The sequence below is a fragment of the Reyranella sp. genome, assembly GCF_030651995.1.
GTDB lineage: Bacteria > Pseudomonadota > Alphaproteobacteria > Reyranellales > Reyranellaceae > Reyranella.
Genome location: NZ_JAUSBN010000036.1, coordinates 1 through 19,593, shown reverse-complemented (window position 1 = coordinate 19,593; position 19,593 = coordinate 1). Strand labels below are relative to the sequence as shown.

The 19,593-nt window shown below is 66.4% G+C and carries 19 protein-coding genes; 6 read left to right on the top strand and 13 right to left on the bottom strand.

The window, feature by feature from the left end; all coding sequences use genetic code 11:
• Positions 1-243: 243 nt before the first annotated feature.
• Positions 244-1,419: an iron-containing alcohol dehydrogenase gene (locus tag Q7V45_RS10275; RefSeq protein WP_304851120.1), complete on the top strand. Its 1,176-nt coding sequence runs from the start codon at positions 244-246 to the stop codon at positions 1,417-1,419.
• Between the two features lie 100 nt (positions 1,420-1,519).
• A complete protein-coding gene (locus tag Q7V45_RS10270; protein WP_304851117.1) occupies positions 1,520-2,374 on the top strand; it encodes a CmcJ/NvfI family oxidoreductase in 855 nt (284 codons plus the stop codon).
• Here Q7V45_RS10270 and Q7V45_RS10265 read toward each other — a convergent pair.
• Together Q7V45_RS10265 and Q7V45_RS10260 are read right to left on the bottom strand one after the other, a co-directional pair.
• Positions 2,371-3,105, bottom strand: a complete 735-nt coding sequence (locus Q7V45_RS10265; RefSeq protein ID WP_304851114.1) for an alpha/beta fold hydrolase — start codon at positions 3,103-3,105, stop codon at positions 2,371-2,373. The two genes, Q7V45_RS10270 and Q7V45_RS10265, sit on opposite strands and share 4 nt — an antisense overlap.
• A gap of 3 nt (positions 3,106-3,108) precedes the next feature.
• A complete protein-coding gene (locus Q7V45_RS10260; RefSeq protein ID WP_304851110.1) occupies positions 3,109-3,963 on the bottom strand; it encodes an NAD(P)-dependent oxidoreductase in 855 nt (284 codons plus the stop codon).
• A gap of 81 nt (positions 3,964-4,044) precedes the next feature.
• On the opposite strand from Q7V45_RS10260, the gene Q7V45_RS10255 reads away from it, so the two are divergent.
• A complete protein-coding gene (locus tag Q7V45_RS10255) occupies positions 4,045-5,487 on the top strand; it encodes an amidase (protein WP_304851108.1) in 1,443 nt (480 codons plus the stop codon).
• Between the two features lie 9 nt (positions 5,488-5,496).
• Here the strand turns inward: Q7V45_RS10255 and Q7V45_RS10250 are convergent, their stop codons facing one another.
• The 7 genes from Q7V45_RS10250 to Q7V45_RS10220 form a co-directional block, all read right to left on the bottom strand.
• On the bottom strand, positions 5,497-6,468 hold the full coding sequence (locus Q7V45_RS10250) for a tripartite tricarboxylate transporter substrate binding protein (RefSeq protein ID WP_304851105.1): 972 nt from the start codon (positions 6,466-6,468) through the stop codon (positions 5,497-5,499).
• Positions 6,469-6,679: 211 nt separating this feature from the next.
• Complete coding sequence (locus tag Q7V45_RS10245) at positions 6,680-8,542, bottom strand: acetyl-CoA carboxylase biotin carboxylase subunit (protein WP_304851102.1); 1,863 nt, start codon at positions 8,540-8,542, stop codon at positions 6,680-6,682.
• Complete coding sequence (locus Q7V45_RS10240) at positions 8,539-9,357, bottom strand: enoyl-CoA hydratase/isomerase family protein (RefSeq protein ID WP_304851099.1); 819 nt, start codon at positions 9,355-9,357, stop codon at positions 8,539-8,541. Before Q7V45_RS10240 ends, Q7V45_RS10245 begins: the two co-directional genes overlap by 4 nt.
• A gap of 143 nt (positions 9,358-9,500) precedes the next feature.
• Positions 9,501-10,661, bottom strand: coding sequence for an acyl-CoA dehydrogenase family protein (locus tag Q7V45_RS10235; protein WP_304851096.1), 1,161 nt, complete (start codon positions 10,659-10,661; stop codon positions 9,501-9,503).
• A gap of 137 nt (positions 10,662-10,798) precedes the next feature.
• Positions 10,799-11,959, bottom strand: a complete 1,161-nt coding sequence (locus Q7V45_RS10230; RefSeq protein ID WP_304851094.1) for an acyl-CoA dehydrogenase family protein — start codon at positions 11,957-11,959, stop codon at positions 10,799-10,801.
• Between the two features lie 16 nt (positions 11,960-11,975).
• A complete protein-coding gene (locus tag Q7V45_RS10225) occupies positions 11,976-13,592 on the bottom strand; it encodes an acyl-CoA carboxylase subunit beta (protein ID WP_304851091.1) in 1,617 nt (538 codons plus the stop codon).
• Positions 13,593-13,599: 7 nt separating this feature from the next.
• Complete coding sequence (locus Q7V45_RS10220) at positions 13,600-14,463, bottom strand: SDR family oxidoreductase (RefSeq protein ID WP_304851087.1); 864 nt, start codon at positions 14,461-14,463, stop codon at positions 13,600-13,602.
• Between the two features lie 99 nt (positions 14,464-14,562).
• Between Q7V45_RS10220 and Q7V45_RS10215 the strand changes: the two genes are divergently transcribed.
• Positions 14,563-14,859, top strand: a complete 297-nt coding sequence (locus Q7V45_RS10215; protein WP_304851084.1) for an SCP2 sterol-binding domain-containing protein — start codon at positions 14,563-14,565, stop codon at positions 14,857-14,859.
• A 94-nt stretch (positions 14,860-14,953) separates the two neighbouring features.
• Here the strand turns inward: Q7V45_RS10215 and Q7V45_RS10210 are convergent, their stop codons facing one another.
• Complete coding sequence (locus Q7V45_RS10210) at positions 14,954-15,487, bottom strand: ABATE domain-containing protein (RefSeq protein WP_304851080.1); 534 nt, start codon at positions 15,485-15,487, stop codon at positions 14,954-14,956.
• A 94-nt stretch (positions 15,488-15,581) separates the two neighbouring features.
• On the opposite strand from Q7V45_RS10210, the gene Q7V45_RS10205 reads away from it, so the two are divergent.
• Together Q7V45_RS10205 and Q7V45_RS10200 are read left to right on the top strand one after the other, a co-directional pair.
• The gene (locus tag Q7V45_RS10205; protein ID WP_304851077.1) at positions 15,582-15,953 is read left to right on the top strand and encodes a VOC family protein; all 372 of its coding nucleotides are present in this window, start codon (positions 15,582-15,584) and stop codon (positions 15,951-15,953) included.
• 71 nt (positions 15,954-16,024) lie between these two features.
• On the top strand, positions 16,025-16,624 hold the full coding sequence (locus Q7V45_RS10200) for a GNAT family N-acetyltransferase (protein WP_370692587.1): 600 nt from the start codon (positions 16,025-16,027) through the stop codon (positions 16,622-16,624).
• Positions 16,625-16,628: 4 nt separating this feature from the next.
• Here Q7V45_RS10200 and Q7V45_RS10195 read toward each other — a convergent pair whose 3' ends face one another.
• The 3 genes from Q7V45_RS10195 to Q7V45_RS10185 are packed head-to-tail and all read right to left on the bottom strand — an operon-like array spanning position 16,629 to position 19,247.
• Positions 16,629-17,408, bottom strand: coding sequence for an ABC transporter ATP-binding protein (locus Q7V45_RS10195; protein WP_304851072.1), 780 nt, complete (start codon positions 17,406-17,408; stop codon positions 16,629-16,631).
• Positions 17,401-18,261, bottom strand: coding sequence for an ABC transporter permease (locus Q7V45_RS10190; RefSeq protein ID WP_304851069.1), 861 nt, complete (start codon positions 18,259-18,261; stop codon positions 17,401-17,403). The genes Q7V45_RS10195 and Q7V45_RS10190 overlap by 8 nt, the downstream gene beginning before the upstream one ends.
• A gap of 26 nt (positions 18,262-18,287) precedes the next feature.
• Complete coding sequence (locus tag Q7V45_RS10185) at positions 18,288-19,247, bottom strand: ABC transporter substrate-binding protein (protein WP_304851067.1); 960 nt, start codon at positions 19,245-19,247, stop codon at positions 18,288-18,290.
• Between the last annotated feature and the right edge of the window lie 346 nt (positions 19,248-19,593).

The window sequence follows — 19,593 nt, the reverse complement described above, 5'->3', positions numbered from 1 at the left end:
GAACTTTTGAGATGCTTTCGAATCTTGGCCGCCTTCTCGCGATTCCATTTCGTTCGTCACACGTGGATCGCGAGAATCAAAATTGCGCGGTTGTCAGGCATACGTTTCGCAGTCGAATAGATTCACAAACTCTGAGGAGCGGCCAACGGCCGCGTCTCGAAGGGTGAGGAACAGTCTTGTCGTTGCCCATCCTTCGAGACGGCGCTGGCGCGCCTCCTCAGGATGAGCATGGAGGAGTTGGACATGCTGAACGGCATCCACGGGCATCAGGACATCGAGCGCGTCGTCTACGGTAGGCCGGCGGGAGCGGCCCTGCGCGCCGAGGCGGAGCGGCTCGGCGCGAAGAAGGTGTTCATCACCACCTCGAAGTCGGTGGCGCAGAGCGCGCTGCTGGCATCGGTGATCGACGGTCTGGGCGACCTGCACGCCGGCACCTATGCCGGCATCACCGCGCACTCGCCGCGCCCCTGTGTCGTCGAGGGCGCCGCAATGGCGCGCAAGGCCGGCGCCGACCTGATCGTGGCGGTGGGCGGCGGCTCGGTGATCGACGCCACCAAGACCATCCTGATCGCGCTGTGGCAGAACGTGACCACAGTCGACGAACTCGATACCTATCGGGCCGGCAAGCCGAAGGAGGGGGCCGCGCCACCGTCCGAGGCCATCAGGCCGCCGGCCGACGCGATCCGCATGATCGCCGTGCCGACCACGCTGTCGGCCGCCGAGTTCAATGCCTACGCCGGCATCTCCGATCCGCGCAAGGGCATCAAGGAGAGCTTCGGCCATCGCTTGATCGTGCCGCGGGTCATCGTGCTCGATCCCGCGGCCACCCTGGCGACTCCGATGGAGCTGATGCTCTCGACCGGTCTGAAGGCCGTCGACCACGCGGTCGAGCGGCTATGCTCGCAGCAGGCGCATCCCTTCGTGCTGGGCACCGCCACAGAGGCGCTGAAGCTGCTCGCCCGCGCTCTGCCGGCGCACAAGGCCAATCCGGACGATATGGCGATCCGGCTCGATCTCCAGTTCGGCATGTGGCTGTCGATCGGCGCCGGCACGTCGGGCGTCGGGGTGGGCGCGAGCCACGGGATCGGCCATGTGCTGGGCGCCGCCTGCCATGTGCCGCACGGCCATACGTCCTGCGTCATGCTGCCGTCGGTCCTGCGCTGGAATCTGCCGGCAAACGCAGAGCGGCAGAAGCGGGTGGGCGAGGCGTTCGGACAACCCGACGCCGCGGCCGGCGACCTGGTCGAAGGGCTGGTGAAGTCGCTCGGCCTGCCGGGACGTCTCTCCGAAGTCGGCGTCGGCAAGGACCGTTTCCGCGAGATCGCGGAGAAGTCGATGCACGACCGGGCGGTGCTCAACAATCCGCGGCCCATCAAGGGACCGGAACAGGTCATGGAGATCCTCGAACTCGCGGCCTGAACCGACATGACCCCATGAATTCTTCTCGTGCGCCCGCGGGGTGGCAAGCGGCTAAAGCCACACGACCTAAAGGGGGCAAACGCAAGTCACGGGTGAAACCATGGTCGATGTTCGAACCGCAGATTCCGCCGGCACGCGGCTGCCGCTCACCGGGTGGGTCGATGCGCCGGTGAACTACCTCGCAGATCTCAGCATCAAGCCGGTCACCTACAACCCGCCGCATGGCACGGGCCTGCCGCGCCGCGACGGCAACTACCGGGACTTCACGGTCCGCATCCAAGATGCCCGTCCGATCGCGCACGATCTTTCGCTCGACCGCCAGGCCTTCATCCTGACGCATCACGACACCGACGTGCGCGACTTCTACGACGAAGAAGAAGTCCGCACGAAGTACCACGCGGAGGTCGAGGCGCTGATCAAGCGCGAGACCAGAGCTTCAAAAGTCGTGGTGTTCGACCATACGGTGCGCACCGCCGATCGCGCCGTGGAGCGCGGTCTCCGGACGCCCGTGCGCAGCGTGCACAACGATTACACCGAAAAGTCGGGCCCGCAGCGGGTGCGCGACCTGCTCCCGCCCGAAGAGGCCGAACGGCGCCTGCAGAAGCGCTTCGCGGAGTACAATGTCTGGCGCAGCATCGATCACGAACCGGTCGAGATGGCGCCGCTCGGCTTCGTCGATTCCGAGAGCATCGCGCCGCGTGACCTCGCGGTCTGCGATCTGGTCTATGCCGATCGTACCGGCGAGATCTACCAGGGCGTCTACAACGCCGATCACCGCTGGTTCTACTTCCCGAAGATGACGCGGGACGAGGCGATCCTGATCAAGTGCTACGACTCGCTGAAGGATGGCCGTGCCCGCTTCTCGCTGCATTCCGCCTTCGACGATCCGACGTCACCAGCCAATCCGCGGCCACGGCAAAGCATTGAGGCGCGGGCTTTCGCTTTCTTTGACTAAGGCCCGTCTGGACGCGCAGCCGCAATCATCTCCAGATGTTCGACCAGCTGCTCGGCGTTGCTGAAGAATGGCGAATGGCCGCTCTCCAGCCGCAGCATCTTGCAGGGGGTCTCCTTCGCCATCGTGCGCTGCAAGGCGACGCGGATGGCGTTGTCGTGGATGCACTCGATGTACCAGCGCGGCACCGAGCCGAAGCGTTCCTCCGTGAGGGTCACTGGCGTCGTCGAGATGGCGAGCGGCTGCGGTCGCAGCCGCTGCATCGCCCGGTAGCGATCCTCAGGCGAGACGTCGGCGTAGAACAGGCTCGGCAGCTTGTCGCGCGCGAAGGTGTAGGTCTTGCCGTCGGGGCTGACCTGTCGCGACAGGCGGAACATGGCGTCCGATTCGAGCGAGGTCATGTCCCTGCCGCTCTTGCCCGACGTCGGCAGCAGGGCGCAGACATAGACCAGCGCCTTGATCTTGCGCCGCCGCGCCTCGGCGAGCTGGCTGATCGTGACGCCCCCTAGCGAGTGGCCGACCAGGATGACCTGCTCCTCCATCTTGTCGAGGAGGCGGGCGAGCTTCTCGACATTGTCGGCGAGGGTGACGTTGGCCGGCGGCGTCTGGTCGTCGCCAAGACCCGGCAGGTCGGGCGCGCAGACCTTGTGCCCGGCCGCCTCCAGCAGGGGCACCACCTTCTCCCAGCACCAGCCGCCGGTGCAGGCCCCATGGACCAGCAGGAACGTCGCCACGCGCTAGGCCTTTCCGACGACGGTGCGCGCGCCGGGGGCAGGCACGAAGAAGTCGGGCATCAGCGGCGTTCCGGGCGCGACGGCGTACTGGTCGAAGTCGGTGACGCCCTCGGCCGCCAGCACCTCGTCGTCGATGAAGAAGTTGCCCGTGCAGTCGCGCGCCGCGCGGCTGAAGATCGCATGGGCGGCATCGGCCATGATCTCGGGCTTGCGGCACTGCTTCATGCCTTCGACGCCGCCCAGGATGTTCTGGATCGCGGCGGTGGCGATGGCGGTGCGCGGCCACAGGCAGTTGAAGGCGATTCCCTTGTCCCTGAATTCCTCGGCCATCGACCAGGCGAAGACCGACATGCCGTACTTGGCCAGCGTGTAGGCCGCGTGGTTGGCGAACCACTTCACGTCGAAGTCGAGCGGCGGCGACAGGTTCAGCACGTGCGGGTTGGCGGCCTTCAGCAGGTGCGGGATGCACTTCTGCGAGACCATGAAGGTGCCGCGCGCATTGATCTGGTGCATCAGGTCGTAGCGCTTCATCGGCGTCGCGAGCGTGCCGGTCAGGCTGATGGCGCTGGCATTGTTCACCAGGATGTCGATGCCGCCGAAGGTTGCGACGGTCTCGGCCACGGCCTTGTCCACGCTCTGCTCGTCGCGGATGTCGCAGGCGAGCGGCAGGGCCTTGCCACCGGCCTTTTCGATCTCCTCTGCCGCGGTGAAGATCGTGCCGGGCAGGCGCGGGTCGGGCTTCACCGTCTTCGCGGCGATCGCGATGTTGGCGCCGTCGCGTGCGGCGCGCAGTGCGATGGCCAGTCCGATGCCCCGGCTGCCGCCGGTCACGAACAGGGTTTTTCTAGCCAAGCTCATGGCATCCCCAAAAAATCTTCGGGCTCTATAGCCGGGCCGGGGTAGCGGCGGCTAGTGTCGCGGCATTCAAGGGAGGCATGCATGAATCCGTGCTTCGAAACGGCGACGCGACTTGCGCGCGCCATACGAAACGGGCGGTTGAGTTCGGTCGAGGCGACCAAGGCGCATCTCGATCGGATCGCGCGCGTGAACGGTCCGCTCAAGGCGCTGGTGCTGGTCGACGAGGCGGGCGCCCTGAAGGCCGCCCGCGCCGCCGATCGTGCGCGCGGCAAAGGGAAGGACCTCCCTGCGCTGCACGGCGTGCCGATCACCATCAAGGAAGCGTTCGACGTCGCCGGCTTGAAGACGACTTCCAGTCATCCGCCGCTCGCGGACAACGTCGCCCGGGAAGATGCGAGCCTCGTCGCGCGGTTGCGGGCGACGGGCGCCGTCATCCTGGGTAAGACCAATGTGCCTGAACTCTGCGCCGATTTTCAGACGGACAGCCCGATCTTCGGCACGACGCTCAATCCCTGGGACGAAACCAGGACGCCGGGCGGCTCCACGGGCGGGGGCGGCGTCGCGGTGGCGGCCCGCCTGTCACCGCTGGAACTGGGCAGCGACATCGGCGGTTCGGTGCGCAATCCCGCGCACTTCAACGGCATCTTCTCGCTGAAGCCGACCGAGTGGCGGGTTCCGAGCCGCGGCCATGTGCCGGACCTTCCGGGCGCGACGCGGAGCACCCGCTATATGGGCACGTTCGGCCCGCTGGCGCGCTCGGTCGACGATCTCGAGCTGGCACTGCGCATCATCGCGGGGCCGGACGGCTACGAGACCGAGGCGGCGCCCGTGCCACTGGGGCCTACGCCCAAGCTCACGGCCAAGGGCCTGCGCATTGCCGTCCTGACCAGCAATCCCCTGGTCGAGATTTCGGCCGCTACGGCTTCGGTCGTCGAGGCGACGGCGAAGCTGCTGTCGAAAGCCGGCGCCAAGGTGAAGTATGCCGAGCCCGACGGGTTGGACTGGCAGCAGGGCTGGGACGACTGGTCGGATCTGTTCCAGTACATGATCCAGAGCGAAAAGCCGCTCGCCGAGCGCGAGAGGCTTTTCGACAGGCTGGAGTCACCCGATCCGACGAGGCGATCGGTCGCTCGCGCGGCGCGTCTCAGCATGGCCCAGTTCTTCGCTGTGCTCGACCGGCGGGACCGCATCGTGCGTCAGTGCGAGACCTTCCTCGACGACTACGACGCCTGGCTGATGCCGGTGATGCCGGATGCGGCCTTCGTCCGGCAGTCGCAGAAACTGCCGCTCCGCATCGACGGCGTAGACCATCCCTATTTCTTCGCCGGCACCGCCTACAACTTCCTGGCCAACCTGACGGGCCAGCCGTCCATCGTGCTGCCCTGCGGCTTCTCGAAGGAGGGGCTGCCGATCGGCCTGCAACTCACCGGCAAGCGATGGGGCGAAGCGAAGCTGCTCGGCGTTGCGAAGGTGCTGGAGAAGCTCCTGCCCCCGTGCCCGGTGCCGCCGTCGTTCGCGTCGTGAGGGGCCGCCTTACTCCACCTTCACGCCGGCCTTGTCGATGATCGGCTTCCATTTGGCGAACTCCGCCTTCTGGTAGGCGCCGAAGACGTCAGGCTTCATCTGTTCGGGCGTCGGGATGTCCTGGCCGAGATTCTCGAGCTTGCGGCGGATCTCGGGGTCCTGCAGCGCCTTGACGGCGGCGGCGTTGAGCTTGTCGATGATCTCCTTCGGCGTTCCCTTGGGCGCCCACAGGCCGTGCCAGATTGCGACCTCGATGCCGGGAAAGCCGGCCTCTGCGGTGGTCGGGATGTCCGGCGCCGCCGCCGTGCGCTGCTTGGCGGTGACGGCGTAGACCTTGAGCTTGCCGGCGCGGATGTGCGGCAGCGAGTTCGACGATTGGTCGATCATGACCTGGATCTGGTTGGCGATCAGGTCCTGCACGGCCGGACCGGTGCCCCGATAGGGCACGAGCTGGTAGTTGGCGCCGGTCACCGTGAAGAAGGCCAGCGCGCCGATATGCGAGCCCGAGCCCATACCGGCCGTGCCGCCCGAGATCTTGTCGGCATTGGCCTTCAGATAGGCGACCAGCTCCTTGAGGTCCTTGGCCGGCACCTGGTTCGAGGTGACGACCAGCAGCGGGTTGGACGGCAGGAGGGCGACCGGTGCGAGGTCGTTGATCAGGTCGTAGGTCAGGTTCTTGTAGATCGCGCCGTTCACCACGTTGGTGCCGAGATGACCGATCCCGATCGTGTAGCCATCGGGTGCGGAGCGGGCGAGCTTGCCCATGGCGATCGATCCGGCGGCGCCGGTGACATTGTCGATGATGAACTGCTGGCCCAGTTCCTTGGCCATGCGCTCGCCGACGATGCGCGCCATCACGTCGGTCGGGCCGCCGGCCGCGAACGGCACGATGAGGCTGATGGGCTTGGTGGGATAGGCCTGGCCGAAGGCGGGGCCGGCCGCGGCGACCGCCAGCAGGGCGAGGGCAACTCTACGCAGCATGGTAAATCCTCCCTGAATTTCTCTTGTTGGGAAGAGCCTAAGGTGTTTCTCGTCGTGATGGAATTACCTTCACCAACCTCATGCTGAGGAGCGCGCCGCAGGCGCGCGTCTCGAAGCATGGGCGGCGCACACCTTGGTCGTTGCCCACCGTTCGAGACGGCCGCGGAGCGGCCTCCTCAGGGTGAGGTACGATGTGGAGCGAAGGAGGGCGCTAAGCGGCGGCCGGTTCCATCGTCACCAGAACGGTCCGATTGGAGACCTGCTGGCCCTCCTGCACGGACACCGCCTCAATCGTCGCGTCGAGCGCCGCCTTGAGCTGGTGCTGAATCTTCATCGCTTCCAGCACGATCAGCGTCTGGCCGCGACTGACCTTGTCGCCCGCCCCCACCTTGATGGTGACGATGCGGCCGTCCATGGGGGCGCGCAGCTTGCCGTCACTGCCTGCCGCCGCCGTCTCGGGCGGGGCATAGGTCTTGTCGGTGAAGCGGATGGTGAACGCGTCGAGGTCGACCACGATGTCGTTGCCGTCGATATGGAAGGGCACCTCGACCGGATCGGCCGAGCTCACCTGCATCAGGCGTTCGCTCCCCCCGGCCGAGAGCCGAATCGGCGTCGGTTCGGGGTTGGAATTGCGCCAGCCCCGCATCGACGCCGGATGTTTCCGCGCCGAGGCCTGCCACAGCAGGTTCGCCGCGGCGGTCCAGTGGGCATCGCTGATCGCCGGTGCGGGGAACTCGTGCTTGGCGAGGAAGGCCGTCGTGGCCTCGCCGGCGGCGAAGTCGGGATGCTCCAGAAGATGGATCAGGAAGTGCCGGTTGGTCGTCGGTCCGAGCACGACGGTTTCCGCAAGGGCGCGCACGAGACGCACGCGCGCTTCCTCGCGCGTGACGCCATGGGCGATCACCTTCGCGATCATCGGATCGTAGTAGGGCGAGATCGCCAGCCCGTCCTTCATGCCATGATCGATGCGGACGCCAAGCCCGGTCGCTGGCCGCCACATGTCGATCCGGCCGGTTTGCGGCAGGAAGCCCGCATAGGCATCCTCGGCGTAGAGGCGCACCTCGATGGCGTGCCCGGCGAAGGTCACCTGCTCCTGGCGCAGCGGCAGGTGCTCGCCACGCGCGACGCGGAGCTGCCATTCGACCAGGTCGAGGCCGGTGATCGCCTCCGTTACCGGATGCTCGACCTGCAGGCGGGTGTTCATCTCCAGGAAGTAGAAGGCGCCGTCGGCGCCCAGCAGGAACTCGACCGTCCCGGCGCCGCGATAGCCGATGGTGCGCGCGGCGGCCACGGCCGCGGCGCCCATCCTGTCGCGCAGGGAGGCATCGACCGCGGGCGAGGGTGCTTCCTCGATCACCTTCTGGTGGCGGCGCTGCACCGAGCAGTCACGCTCGCCCAGATGAATGACGTTGCCATGAGAATCCGCGAAGACCTGGATTTCGACGTGTCGGGCATCGACGACGGCCTTCTCGAGAATCAACTCGCCCGAGCCGAAGGCGCTTTCGGCCTCGGTGCGCGCCGTGCGGATCGCCTCCAGCAGCTCGGTCTCTCGTTCGACGAGGCGCATGCCGCGTCCGCCGCCGCCGGCCGCGGCCTTGACCATGACCGGCAGGCCGATCTTGCGTGCTTCGGTTTCGAGGTTGGCGTCGCTTTGGTCGGCACCCTGATATCCCGGCACGCACGGCACGCCGGCTTCGATCATCCGCCGCTTGGCGGCAGCCTTGTTGCCCATCGCGGCGATGGCGGCGGGCGGCGGACCTATGAAGATCAGGCCGGCCCTCTCGCAGGCGGTGGCGAAGGCTTCGTTCTCCGACAGGAAACCGTAGCCGGGATGGATCGCGTCGGCGCCGCTGCTGTGCGCGGCCTCCAGGATGCGCTCGATGCTGAGATAGCTTTCGCCCACGGGGGGCGGGCCGATGCGCACCGCCTCGTTGGCGAAGGCGACGTGCGGCGCGTCTTTGTCGGCGTCGGAATAGACGGCGACCGTGCGATAGCCCATCGCCCTGGCCGTGCGCATCACCCGCCAGGCGATCTCGCCGCGGTTGGCGACCAGGACCTTCGAGAAAGGCGTCATTCGACGGCCCATCGGGGCGGGCGCTTCTCGGCGAAGGCGCGCAGTCCCTCCGAAGCCTCAGGCCCGCGGCGCGCCTCGGCGAACTTCTCGGCGGCGAAGTCGAGCACGGCGGAGAGCGGTTCGGTGCCGACCTTCATCACCACCTGCTTGGTGAGCGCGTTCGCGATGGGTGCGCACTTGTCGATCTGCTTCAGCACTTCCTCGAGCTTGGTGTCGAGGGCGGCGGAGTCTGCCACGAGGTAGTGGGCGATACCGAGCCGCAGCGCTTCGGGCCCCTTGAAGCGCGCTGCCGTGAGCGCGAGGTGCCTCGTCTGCGGCACGCCGATGCGCTGGGCGACGAAGGGCGCGATCTGCGCCGGCACGATACCGATGGCCGTTTCGCTCATGGCAAAGCCCGCGCCCTCGGTGCAGATCGCCACGTCGGAGACGCAGAGGATGCCGAAGCCGCCGGCGATGGCGTAGCCTTCGACCGCCGCCACGACCACCTGGGGTGTGCCATTCAGCATTTCGAGGAAGGCGCCGAACTGCCGGTTCCAGACGGCGATCGGATCCTTCTCGCCGGGCTTGGGCTTGTCGGTGAAGCTCTGCTCCATGTTCTTCAGGTCGGCGCCGGCGCAGAAGGTGCCGCCCGCGCCGCGCAGGATCACGACCTTGATGTCGCGACGGTCGCGCAGGATGCCGAACACCGACCTGAGCTCCTCGATCAGCGTCGGGTTGAGTGCGTTCTTCACTTCCGGCCGGTTGAGCGTCACATAGAGACGCGACCGCTCACGGCGGAGGAGGAGGGCTTCGTACTTGTCGGCAAACTCGGTCATTTCAAACTCCTCAGTGACGCACTCCGGTTACGACGCCACCCATTGTCATCCCGAGCGTAGCGAGGGACCTCTGTGCTGAAACAGTAAAGGTCCCTCGCTGCGCTCGGGATGACAGGGTTGTTGTCGCGACGCCCGTGCGCAATTTATCGGTTCTCCAGCCGGGGCAAAGTGCCCATGTGCTTGGAGATGATCTGCAGCATCACCTCGTCGGCGCCGCCGCCGATCGAGGCGAGGCGCGAATCGCGGAAGGCGCGGGCGGTGGGCGATTCCCAGAGGTAGCCGGCGCCGCCCCAGTATTGCAGGCAGCCGTCGGTCACCAGGCGCACCATGCGTCCGGCCTTCAACTTGGCCATCGAGGCCAGCATCGTGACGTCCGCCCCATCGAGATACTCCTCGCAGGCGCGATAGCAGAGCGAGCGCACCAGCTCGATCTCGGTGCGCAGCTCCGCCAGCTTGAAATGGATCACCTGGTTGTCGAGCAGCGGCCGGCCGAACACCTTGCGCTCGCGGGTATATTCGATCGTCTGGTCGATCAGCCGTTCCATGCCGACGACGGCGCTGATCGCGCCCCACAGCCGCTCCTCCTGGAACTGCTGCATCTGGTAGATGAAGCCCATGCCTTCCTGGCCGATCAGGTTCCGCAGCGGCACCTTCACCTCGTCGAGGAAGATCTGCGCGGTGTCGGAGGAGCGCATGCCGAGCTTGTCGAGCTGCTTGACCACCTCGACACCCTTGGTCTTCATCGGCAGGCAGATCAGCGACTTGTTCTTGTGCATCGGTCCCTCGCCGGTGCTGGCGAGCAGGCACATCCAGTCGGCCTGGGTGCCGTTGGTCGTCCACATCTTGCCGCCGTTGATCACCCAATCCCCGCCGACCCTGCGGGCTGCCGTCTTGATCGAGGCGACGTCGGAGCCGGCGCCGACCTCGGAGACGCCGAGGCAGGCCACGTAGTCGCCGGCGATCGAGGGGGCGAGGAACTCCTTCCGCAGCTCATCGCTGCCGTGACGCGCCAGCGCCGGCGTCGCCATGTCGGTCTGGACGCCGATCGCCATCGGCACCGAGCCGCAATGGATGTGCCCCAGCTCCTCGGCCATCACCATGGCGTAGGAATAGTCGAGCCCCATGCCGCCGAATTCGGCCGGCTTGTTGATGCCCAGCAGGCCGGCGTTGCCCAGCTTCTTGAAGACCTCGTGCGCCGGGAAGATGCCGTCCTCCTCCCACTGGTCGACATGCGGATTGATGTCCCGCTCGATGATCGCCCGCAACGTGCGGCGAATCTCGTCATGTTCCTGGGTGAACTGCATGATCGGCTCCTAGCGCACCAGCGGCTGAGACAGGCTCGGTGTCATCCCGAGCGCAGCGAGGGACCCTTGGTTGGTGTCGCGAATGGTCCCCCGCGGCGCTCGGTATGACACCACTTTCGGGGCGAGCGTCGTGCGCATCATCGATTTCCCAGCCGCGGGAGCGTGCCCATTAGCTTGGAGATGATCTGCAGCATGACCTCGTCGGCGCCGCCGCCGATCGAGCCGAGGCGGCCGTCGCGGTAGCCGCGGGCCACCGGATTGTCCCAGAGGTAGCCGGCGCCGCCCCAGTATTGCAGGCAGGCGTCGGAGACCTCGCGCCGTAGGCGGCCGGCCTTCAGCTTGCCCATCGAGGCGAGCATGGTGACGTCCTGGCCGGCGAGATAATCCTCGCAGGCGCGGTAGACGATGGAGCGCAGCGCCTCGACCTCGCTCTTGAGCTCGGCCAGGCGGAAATGGATCACCTGGTTGTCGAGCAGCGGCTTGCCGAAGACCTTGCGCTCCCGCGTGTACTCGATGGTGGCGCTGATCAGCCGCTCGCAGGTGTTCAGCGAGCCCGCGCCGGCCCACAGACGCTCCTCCTGGAACTGCTGCATCTGATAGGTGAAGCCCATGCCGGGCTGGCCGATCGTGTAGCGCACCGGGACCTTCACCTCGTCGAAGAAGGTCTGGACCGTGTCCGAGGCGCGCATGCCGAGCTTGTCGAGCTTCTTGGCGATCTCGATGCCCTTGCTCTTCATCGGCACGACGATCAGCGATTTGTTCTTGTGCGCGGGCCCGTCGTCGGTGCTGGCCAGCAGGCACATCCAGTCGGCCTGGGCGCCGTTGGTCGTCCACATCTTGCCGCCGTTGATTACCCAGTCGCCGCCGACCCTGCGTGCCGTGGTCTTGATCGAGGCGACGTCGGAGCCGGCGCCGGTCTCGGAGACGCCGAGGCAGGCCACATAATCGCCGGTGATCGAGGGGACGAGGAACTCGCGGCGCAGCTCGTCGCTGCCGTAGCGGGCGAGGGCGGGCGTCGCCATCGAGATCTGCACGCCGGTGGCCATCGGGATCGAGCCGCCGTTTACCCAACCCAGCGATTCGGCGCAGACCATGGCGTAGGAGAAGTCGAGGCCAGAGCCGCCGAACTCGACGGGCTTGTCGACGCCGAGAAGACCGGCATCGCCCATCTTCTTGAACAGCTCATGGGCCGGAAACTGGCCCTCTTTCTCCCACTGGTCGACATGGGGATTGATCTCGCGATCGATCAGCGTCTTCCAGGTCTGGCGCAGCGCCTCATGCTCGGGGGTGAACTTCATTGCTTACATCCTCGCCTTACATACGGGCCACGCCGAAGGTGATGGGATTGAGCGGCCGCACGATCGACTCGCGCGCGATCGACAGGGTGAAGGCCAGTACCCGCCGCGTGTCACGCGGGTCGATGATGCCGTCGTCCCAGAGATGCGCGGTGCCGTAGAGCGCCGTCGATTCGCGCTCGAACTGGTCGACGATGCCCTTGAACATCTTGTCGATCTGCTCGTGCGGCGGCTCCTTGCCCTCGCGCAGGAACTTCTGCTCGGTCACGGTCTTCATGACGCCGGCCGCCTGTTCGCCGCCCATGACGGCGGTGCGGCTGTTGGGCCAGGCGAAGATGAAGCGCGGGTCGAAGGCGCGGCCGCACATGCCGTAGTTGCCGGCGCCGAAGCTGCCGCCGATCACGATGGTGATCTGTGGCACGGTGGCGTTGGCGACCGCCTGGATCATCTTGGAGCCGTGCTTGACGATGCCGCCGCGTTCGCTCTCGGTGCCGACCATGTAGCCGGTCGTGTTCTGCAGGTAGACGATGGGCGTGCCCTGTTGGCAGCAGAGCTGGATGAACTGGGCGGCCTTCACGGCGCCCTTGGCGGTGATCGGGCCGTTGTTGCCGATCAGCGCCACGGGTTCGCCCTCGATGGCGGCCCAGCCGCAGATCGTCTGCTGGTCGAACAGGGCCTTGAACTCGAGGAAGTCCGAGCCGTCGACGAGGCGCGCGATCACCTCGCGTACGTCGTAGGGTTCTTTATGCGACGGCGGGACCACGCCGCACAGCTCCTCGACGTCGTAGAGCGGCTCCTTGAACGTCCGCTCGGCGCGCGGCGGCAGGCGATCGTTCCAGTGCCACGTGGCGATCACGTCGCGCGCCATGCGGATGCCGTCGGCGTCGTTCTCGGCCATCCATTCGGCGACGCCCGAGACGGTGGCGTGCATCTCTGCGCCGCCCAGATCCTCGTCGGTCGCAATCTCGCCGGTGGCGGCCTTGAGCAGCGGCGGACCGGCCAGGAATACCTTGGCCTGGTTGCGGACCATGATGACGTAGTCGCTGAGGCCCGGCAGATAGGCGCCGCCCGCCGTCGAGGAGCCATGCACCACGGTGACCTGCGGGATGCCGCGGGCGGACATGCGCGCCTGGTTGGCGAAGCCGCGGCCGCCGGGCACGAAGATCTCGGCCTGGTAGAGGAGGTTGGCACCGCCGGACTCGACCAGGTTCACGACCGGCAGCTTGTTCTCCATGACGATCTGCTGGACGCGCTGGCCCTTGCGCTGGCCGGAGGGCGCCACGGTGCCGCCCTTGATGGCGGAGTTCGACGCCGCCACGACGCAGCGCACGCCCTCGACATAGCCGATACCGGCGACCGAGCCGCCGCCGGCGCTCGACCCATCCTTGTCGTCGTGCATGCGGTAGCCGGCGAGCGGCATCAGCTCGAGGAACGGCGCGCCGCGATCCAGCAGCAGCGCGATGCGCTCGCGCGGCATGAGTTGACGGCGCTTGGCGAAGCGCTCGCGCGACTTCTCGGACGCCGCCTGGACGCTTGCCTCGGCCTCGCGGAACTCGGCGATCGCGGCGAGCATGCGCTCGCGGTTCTGCTTGAACTCGTCGCTGTTGCGGTCGATCTGGCTCTCGAGAATCGGCATGTCGTCCTCAGCCGCCCAGCACCTTGGGCGTCACGGCCAGGTGGAAACCGTCGAACGGCTTGGAGCGGTCGGTGGCCGGCAGCTCGACCGAGCGGTTGGCGAGCGGCACGCCGCCGTCGATGCGGATCTCCGTGCCGGTGATGTAGGCCGAGGCGTCGCTCAGCAGGAAACAGACGGCGGCGGAGACTTCGCTCTCGGTGCCGAGACGGCCCAGCGGGCAGTGGCCCTTGAGCTTGGGGATCTGCTCCTTGAAGTCGCCGGTATAGGTGTCCATGCCGGAGGAGGCGATCCAGCCCGGCGCCACCGAGTTCACCCGCACGCCGGCGGCCGCCCATTCGAAGGCCAGCGTCATGGTGATGTTCGCCATGCCGGCGCGCGCGGCGCCGGTGTGAACCATGTTGGGGAAACCGTTGCGGTAGTCCGCCGTCATGTTGACGATCGATCCACCGTGGTTCTGCATCGACTGCGTGAACACCTCGCGGCTCACGATGAAGCCGCCCGTCAGGTTGTTGCGCACGACGACGTCGAAGCCCTTGGCGCTGAGCGACGAAGCAGGCGAGGGGAACTGGCCGCCGGCATTGTTGAACAGGCCGTGGATGCGACTGTTCTTCGCCACGATCGCCGCCACGGCATCCTTGACCTGGGCTTCCTCGCGAATGTCGAAGACATGGGTTTCGCAGGAGCCGGCCGCGGCCTCGATTTCAGCTCTCACCTTGTCGAGCTTTTCCTGTTTGCGGCCGGTGATGACGACGTGCGCGCCCAGCGCTGCGATCTCGTGCGCCGTGCACCGCCCGATGCCGCTGCCGCCGCCGGTCACGACGACTGTCCGGCCCTCAAACAGTCCCGGTTTGAAGACCGAGCGATAGGTCATGTTTCCTCCGACTGAACGGCCGTTTACCGGCCTGTAGTTGACGTTTACGTAAAGGTCAAGTAATCCCCCAAGGCCATTGCCGATGGGAGGAATTCGCTCATGACCTTGCAGGAAATCACCGAGAAAATGAAGGAAGGCGCTTCGAAGAAGACGGCCTTCGGAAACAGCGTCAAGTTCGCCACGGATCAGGGCGTCGTCTACATCGACGGCCACCAGACCCCGCCGGCCGTCACCAACGACGACACGGCCGCCGACTGCACCATCAAGATGGACTTCAGCGACTTTGCCGACCTGATCGGCGGCCAGCTCGACGGCATGACCGCCTTCATGACCGGCAAGCTGAAGATCGAAGGCGACATGGGCGTCGCCATGAAGCTCCAGTCGATCCTGCGTTAAGCGCTCCGCGCTTAACGCAGGTGGGCGACAGCGCTTTCATAAGCGCGAAAGCCCACACGCCAGCAATGAGGGCCCCTTCGTCGGGGCCCTTTTTCTATGCCTGTTTGCTCTTGTGGTAGTGGCGCCTGGCCTTGGCGCGGTTGCCACAGGACGACATGGTGCACCAGCGTCGCTTGCCGGCCCGGCTATCGTCGACGAACAGGTAGAGGCACTCCGGGTTGGCGCACCGCCGGACCTTGGCCAGCTTGCCGCTCGCCAAAAGGTCTCCGGCCGACCACAGAACGGGGGCGAGAAGGGCGAGCGCCGTGCCCGATTTCATGTCGAGTTCCCAGTCGAACGCCTCGCTGCCGCGTTTCAGGACCATGCGCGCCGGCGCGGCTGAGAGGGCCGCATTCAGCCCGTCGAAATCGCGGGCCGCGGGTGCCTTGCCCTGGGCCACGGCGTCGAACAGCCGATGGAGGGTTTCGCGCAGCTCCAGCGCCCGCTCGAATTCCTTCTGGGAGGGCGGCTTGGGCGCCCGGGTCCAGGCCGCCAGATCCGCCGGCGTGTTCAGCGTCTCCGTGGGCGCGTCCTGTCCCCGCCAGTAACGCGTATTGGCGAAGTCGAGACAGAGGTCGGGGCGATTCATCGACGGGACTTACTAACCGGTTGTCAGGTTGACAAGGAATGCCTCAACGAATAACCATATAACCAGTTATATAGTTATGAAGGAGGAAATTGCCATGTTCGACCACGTGTCCATCGGCGTCGCCGACATCGCCCGCACCCGGAGGTTCTATGACGCCGCGCTGCAGCCGCTCGGCTATGCGCGGCTGAGCGCCGGCGAGAGTTCGCTGGGCTATGGGGAAAAAGAAGTCGGCCTCTGGATCGGGAAGGCGGCCAAGCCTGTGAAGCCCGACATGGAATCCGGCCTGCACTTCTGCTTCGTTGCGAAGGACCGGAAATCGGTCGACGCGTTTTATGCTGCGGCGCTCGAGAGCGGCGGCAGGGACAACGGCAAGCCCGGCCTTCGTTCGGATTACAGCCCGACCTACTATGCGGCCTTCGTGATCGACCCCGACGGCTACCGGATCGAGGCCTATTGCGGGAAGTGACCGCATCGGCTTGCCATGATCGCTCCTGGTCCCGATGTTGAAGGGACCGGTAGCGATCCTGTGAAGCGAGGATGACGATGAAGACCGTTCGGAACGCCACGCCGGCGGAAGAGGCGGCGGCCATCGCCACGCTGACGCTCGCGTTCAGCACCGATCCGGCAACACGCTGGACCTGGCCGGATCCGCAGGCCTATCTCGACGCCTTCCCAGGTTTCGCCAAGGCATTCGGCGGTGCGGGCTTCGCCAAGGGCGGCGCCCATATCATAGGCGACCATGCCGGCACGGCGTTGTGGCTGCCGCCCGGGACCGAAGCGGATGGGGCCGCGCTCGGCGAGCTGATGCGGACCACAGCCTCACCGCAGTCCATGACCGACGGCATGCAGGTGATGCAACAGATGACCAACTACCATCCACGCGAAGCGCACTGGTACCTGCCGTTGATCGGCATCGATCCGAAGCATCAGGGCAAGGGCCTGGGCGGCGCGCTGCTCGACCATGCGCTCGAAATCTGCGATCGCGATGGCGTGCTCGCCTATCTCGAATCCTCGAACCCACGCAATGTGCCGCTCTATCAGCGCCACGGCTTCGAGATCCTGGGGCAGATCCAGTTCGGCAGCTCGCCGACCCTGGTGCCCATGCTGCGCCGGCCGCAACGGCGCTCGCCCGCTTAGGGGGTCAGGCCGCCTTCTTGCCGTGATGGCTGTGCAGCTTGGCACTCAGCACGCGGCGGATCGCATTGAATTCCGGGCTGGCGACGTCGCGCGGGCGGGCGAGAGCGAGCCCATTGTCGCTCTCGATGCGGCCGGGCCCCGGGGTCATGACGACCACGCGGTTGGCCAGCAGGATTGCTTCCTCGACCGCGTGGGTGACGAACACGACCGTGAGCTTCGTGCGCTCCCAGATGTCCAGCAGTTCGTCCTGCAGCCGCTCCCGCGTCATCGCATCGAGGGCGCCGAACGGCTCGTCCATCAGCACCAGCTCGGCGTCGTTGGCCAGCACCCGCGCGATCGCCACGCGCTGCTTCATGCCGCCCGAGAGCTGGTGGGGATAGGCGTTGGCGAACTTGGCGAGTCCCACGAGGTCGATGAACTTGTCGACGATCGCCTTGACCTCGGCAGCCCCCAGGCCGCGCGCGGCCGGACCGAAGCCGATGTTGGCGCGGACGCTCAGCCACGGAAACAGTGCATAGTCCTGGAAGACCATGCCACGCGACGGGTCGGGACCGGCGATCGGCCGGCCCCACATCAGGGCTTCCCCCGAGGAGGGCTGATCGAAGCCGGCCATAATGCGCAGCAGGGTGGACTTACCGCAGCCCGAGGCGCCGATCAGGCAGATGAACTCGCCCTTGTTGATCGAGAGGTTGGCGCCCGAGAGCGCATGGATCGTCTGGTCCTGTAGCTGGAAGACCTTGGATACGCCCTTGATCTCGACGATGGGAGTGGCGGACTCAGCCATGATGGTTGGGACTCCAGCGCAGGAGGTAGTTGCCGAGCGCCACGACGACGCGGTCGGACAGGTAGCCCGCGAGGCCGATCACGATCATGCCGCAGATCACCAGTTCGGTGCGCGACAGGGTGCGGCCGTCCATGATCACGGCGCCCAGCCCCTCCGGCACGCCGGTCATCTCGCCGACGACGATGACGAACCAGGCGAGGCCGAGGCCGAGCCGCAGTCCGGTGAAGATCGATGGCGTCGCGGCCGGCAGCACCACCTTGTAGAACTGCGCGTTGCCGCGGCAGCCCAGCATCGAGGCCGCCTCGAACAGCTTGGGATCGACCGAGCGCACGCCGAAGATCGTGTTGAGCAGGATCGGGTAGAAGGCGCCGAGGCACACCAGGGCGAAGGCCGACTTGGCGCCCAGCCCGAACAGGATCATCGACAGCGGCAGCCAGGCCGTGACCGGGATTGGCCGCATCACCTGCAGGAACGGATCGAGCAGCATGCGCGCGCTCGGCACGCGGCCGATCAGAATGCCGATCGGCAGCGCGAAGAGCGCGGCCAGCGCAAAGCCGCCATAGACGCGGCTCATCGAGGCCAGCAGATGGGTGGTGAGCGTCGCGGAGTAGGCATCGTCGTAGATGCCGCCCACCGCGAAGTCGATCATGTACTCCCCGACCGCGTAGGGCGTCGGGATGAGCCGGGTCCATTGCTGGGTGGTCGCCACCTGCCAGAAGGCGAGCAGCAGCAGCGGCACGATCAGCGCCAGCACCGTCGGCTTGAAACGTGCCCATGTCGTGCGCGTCGCCGCACGCGGCGTGGCGGCGGCCGGTGCCGCCGCCGCAACCGATCCTGTCTCGACGATCGCCATGATGCGCTCCGTCGCCCTTGCTTCGTCTAGCTGGCGATCTCGTTCGAGAACTTCGGATTGAGGAAGACGTCGAACTTCGGCAGCGCGCGGATCTGCTTCAGCTCCAGCATGTGCTGGGCGTAGGTCTTGGCCTGGCCCTGCACCTTGTCGTCGAGCTTCCAAACGTATTCGACGTTGTCGGCGCCGAGCGCCTGCTCGACCGCGGCGCGGTTGGCGCCGAGCTTCTGCACCGTCATCTCGACCACGGCCGGCTTGTTGGCCGACATGAACTCGACGGCCTGGCGGTGGGTCTTCAGCATGGTCCGGATCATGTCCGGGTTCTTGGCGACGGTCTCCTCGTTGGTGCCGATGATCATGTTGAGGCCGCCCATGGCGGTGCCGTAGGGGTACTCGACGAGCTGGCCGACGCCGGACGTGATGGAAAGAGCCGGGGCCGGCTCGGCGCCGACATAGGCATCGATGTCGCCGCGTGCGAGCATCGCCGGCATCTCGCCGAACGGGACGCGGACCGACGTGATGTCCTTCGGCGTGAGACCCTCCATGCGCATGCGCTCGAAGATGAAGACTTCCTGGGTCGAGCCCGGCCAGATGCCGACCTTCTTGCCCTTGAGGTCCTTGATCGTCTTCACGTTGGAGCCGGCCTTGGAGATCACGCCCATGCCCCGGTTCGACATCGCGCCCACGACGACCACAGGCTCGCCGGCGGCGGCGCCCAGGATGCCGGCGGCGATGCCGAACGTGCCGAGGTCGACCGACTTGGTGACCACGGCATTCTTGCAATCGGTCGGGCTGTCGAAGGTGATGATCTCGATCTTCAGGCCGGGAGGCGCGAACTGCGCGTAGAAGTGCGGCGGCATCGAATGAACGAGGCGCAGCGCCCCCATCTTGACCGTCTGCCCGCCTTGCGCGCGCAAAATGGACGGCGCGGCCAGGGTTCCCACGGCAGCAAGGCTGGCCCCGGCCAGCAGACGACGACGATTGATCATGAAATGCCTCCCAAGCAGTCCCCTTGGAAGGCAACAAGCGTGCCAAGTTGCGTCGAAGTTCATGTTCCTCTCCGCCCACGTAGCGGGGGGAGAGGCTAGAAGAGGTGGGTCGTGCTCGGTCCGGCGCTCAGACTATTCGTCCGGCCCATGACCACCTCACCTACCCATTGCTTCGCAATGGGTCCCTTCCTCTCCCCCACTGCGTGCTATCGGATTCACACATCTCATAGTCCGAGGGAGACGCCATATTTGATGGCGCGGAACTGATCGAGGCCGATGCGCATGACCTTCGGCCCTGGCTTGCCGTAGTAGCCGGTCCATCCTCCAAGTCTGGCAATGACCCAGG

What these genes read in the sequence shown, in the direction of transcription:
- Q7V45_RS10275 (WP_304851120.1), top strand. Translation starts at nt 244, where the DNA reads ATGCTGAACGGCATCCACGGGCATCAGGACATCGAGCGCGTCGTCTAC.
- Q7V45_RS10270 (WP_304851117.1), top strand. Translation starts at nt 1,520, where the DNA reads ATGGTCGATGTTCGAACCGCAGATTCCGCCGGCACGCGGCTGCCGCTC.
- Q7V45_RS10260 (WP_304851110.1), bottom strand. Translation starts at nt 3,963, where the DNA reads ATGAGCTTGGCTAGAAAAACCCTGTTCGTGACCGGCGGCAGCCGGGGC.
- Q7V45_RS10255 (WP_304851108.1), top strand. Translation starts at nt 4,045, where the DNA reads ATGAATCCGTGCTTCGAAACGGCGACGCGACTTGCGCGCGCCATACGA.
- Q7V45_RS10250 (WP_304851105.1), bottom strand. Translation starts at nt 6,468, where the DNA reads ATGCTGCGTAGAGTTGCCCTCGCCCTGCTGGCGGTCGCCGCGGCCGGC.
- Q7V45_RS10245 (WP_304851102.1), bottom strand. Translation starts at nt 8,542, where the DNA reads ATGACGCCTTTCTCGAAGGTCCTGGTCGCCAACCGCGGCGAGATCGCC.
- Q7V45_RS10240 (WP_304851099.1), bottom strand. Translation starts at nt 9,357, where the DNA reads ATGACCGAGTTTGCCGACAAGTACGAAGCCCTCCTCCTCCGCCGTGAG.
- Q7V45_RS10235 (WP_304851096.1), bottom strand. Translation starts at nt 10,661, where the DNA reads ATGCAGTTCACCCAGGAACATGACGAGATTCGCCGCACGTTGCGGGCG.
- Q7V45_RS10230 (WP_304851094.1), bottom strand. Translation starts at nt 11,959, where the DNA reads ATGAAGTTCACCCCCGAGCATGAGGCGCTGCGCCAGACCTGGAAGACG.
- Q7V45_RS10225 (WP_304851091.1), bottom strand. Translation starts at nt 13,592, where the DNA reads ATGCCGATTCTCGAGAGCCAGATCGACCGCAACAGCGACGAGTTCAAG.
- Q7V45_RS10220 (WP_304851087.1), bottom strand. Translation starts at nt 14,463, where the DNA reads ATGACCTATCGCTCGGTCTTCAAACCGGGACTGTTTGAGGGCCGGACA.
- Q7V45_RS10215 (WP_304851084.1), top strand. Translation starts at nt 14,563, where the DNA reads ATGACCTTGCAGGAAATCACCGAGAAAATGAAGGAAGGCGCTTCGAAG.
- Q7V45_RS10210 (WP_304851080.1), bottom strand. Translation starts at nt 15,487, where the DNA reads ATGAATCGCCCCGACCTCTGTCTCGACTTCGCCAATACGCGTTACTGG.
- Q7V45_RS10205 (WP_304851077.1), top strand. Translation starts at nt 15,582, where the DNA reads ATGTTCGACCACGTGTCCATCGGCGTCGCCGACATCGCCCGCACCCGG.
- Q7V45_RS10200 (WP_370692587.1), top strand. Translation starts at nt 16,025, where the DNA reads ATGACGATGAAGACCGTTCGGAACGCCACGCCGGCGGAAGAGGCGGCG.
- Q7V45_RS10195 (WP_304851072.1), bottom strand. Translation starts at nt 17,408, where the DNA reads ATGGCTGAGTCCGCCACTCCCATCGTCGAGATCAAGGGCGTATCCAAG.
- Q7V45_RS10190 (WP_304851069.1), bottom strand. Translation starts at nt 18,261, where the DNA reads ATGGCGATCGTCGAGACAGGATCGGTTGCGGCGGCGGCACCGGCCGCC.
- Q7V45_RS10185 (WP_304851067.1), bottom strand. Translation starts at nt 19,247, where the DNA reads ATGATCAATCGTCGTCGTCTGCTGGCCGGGGCCAGCCTTGCTGCCGTG.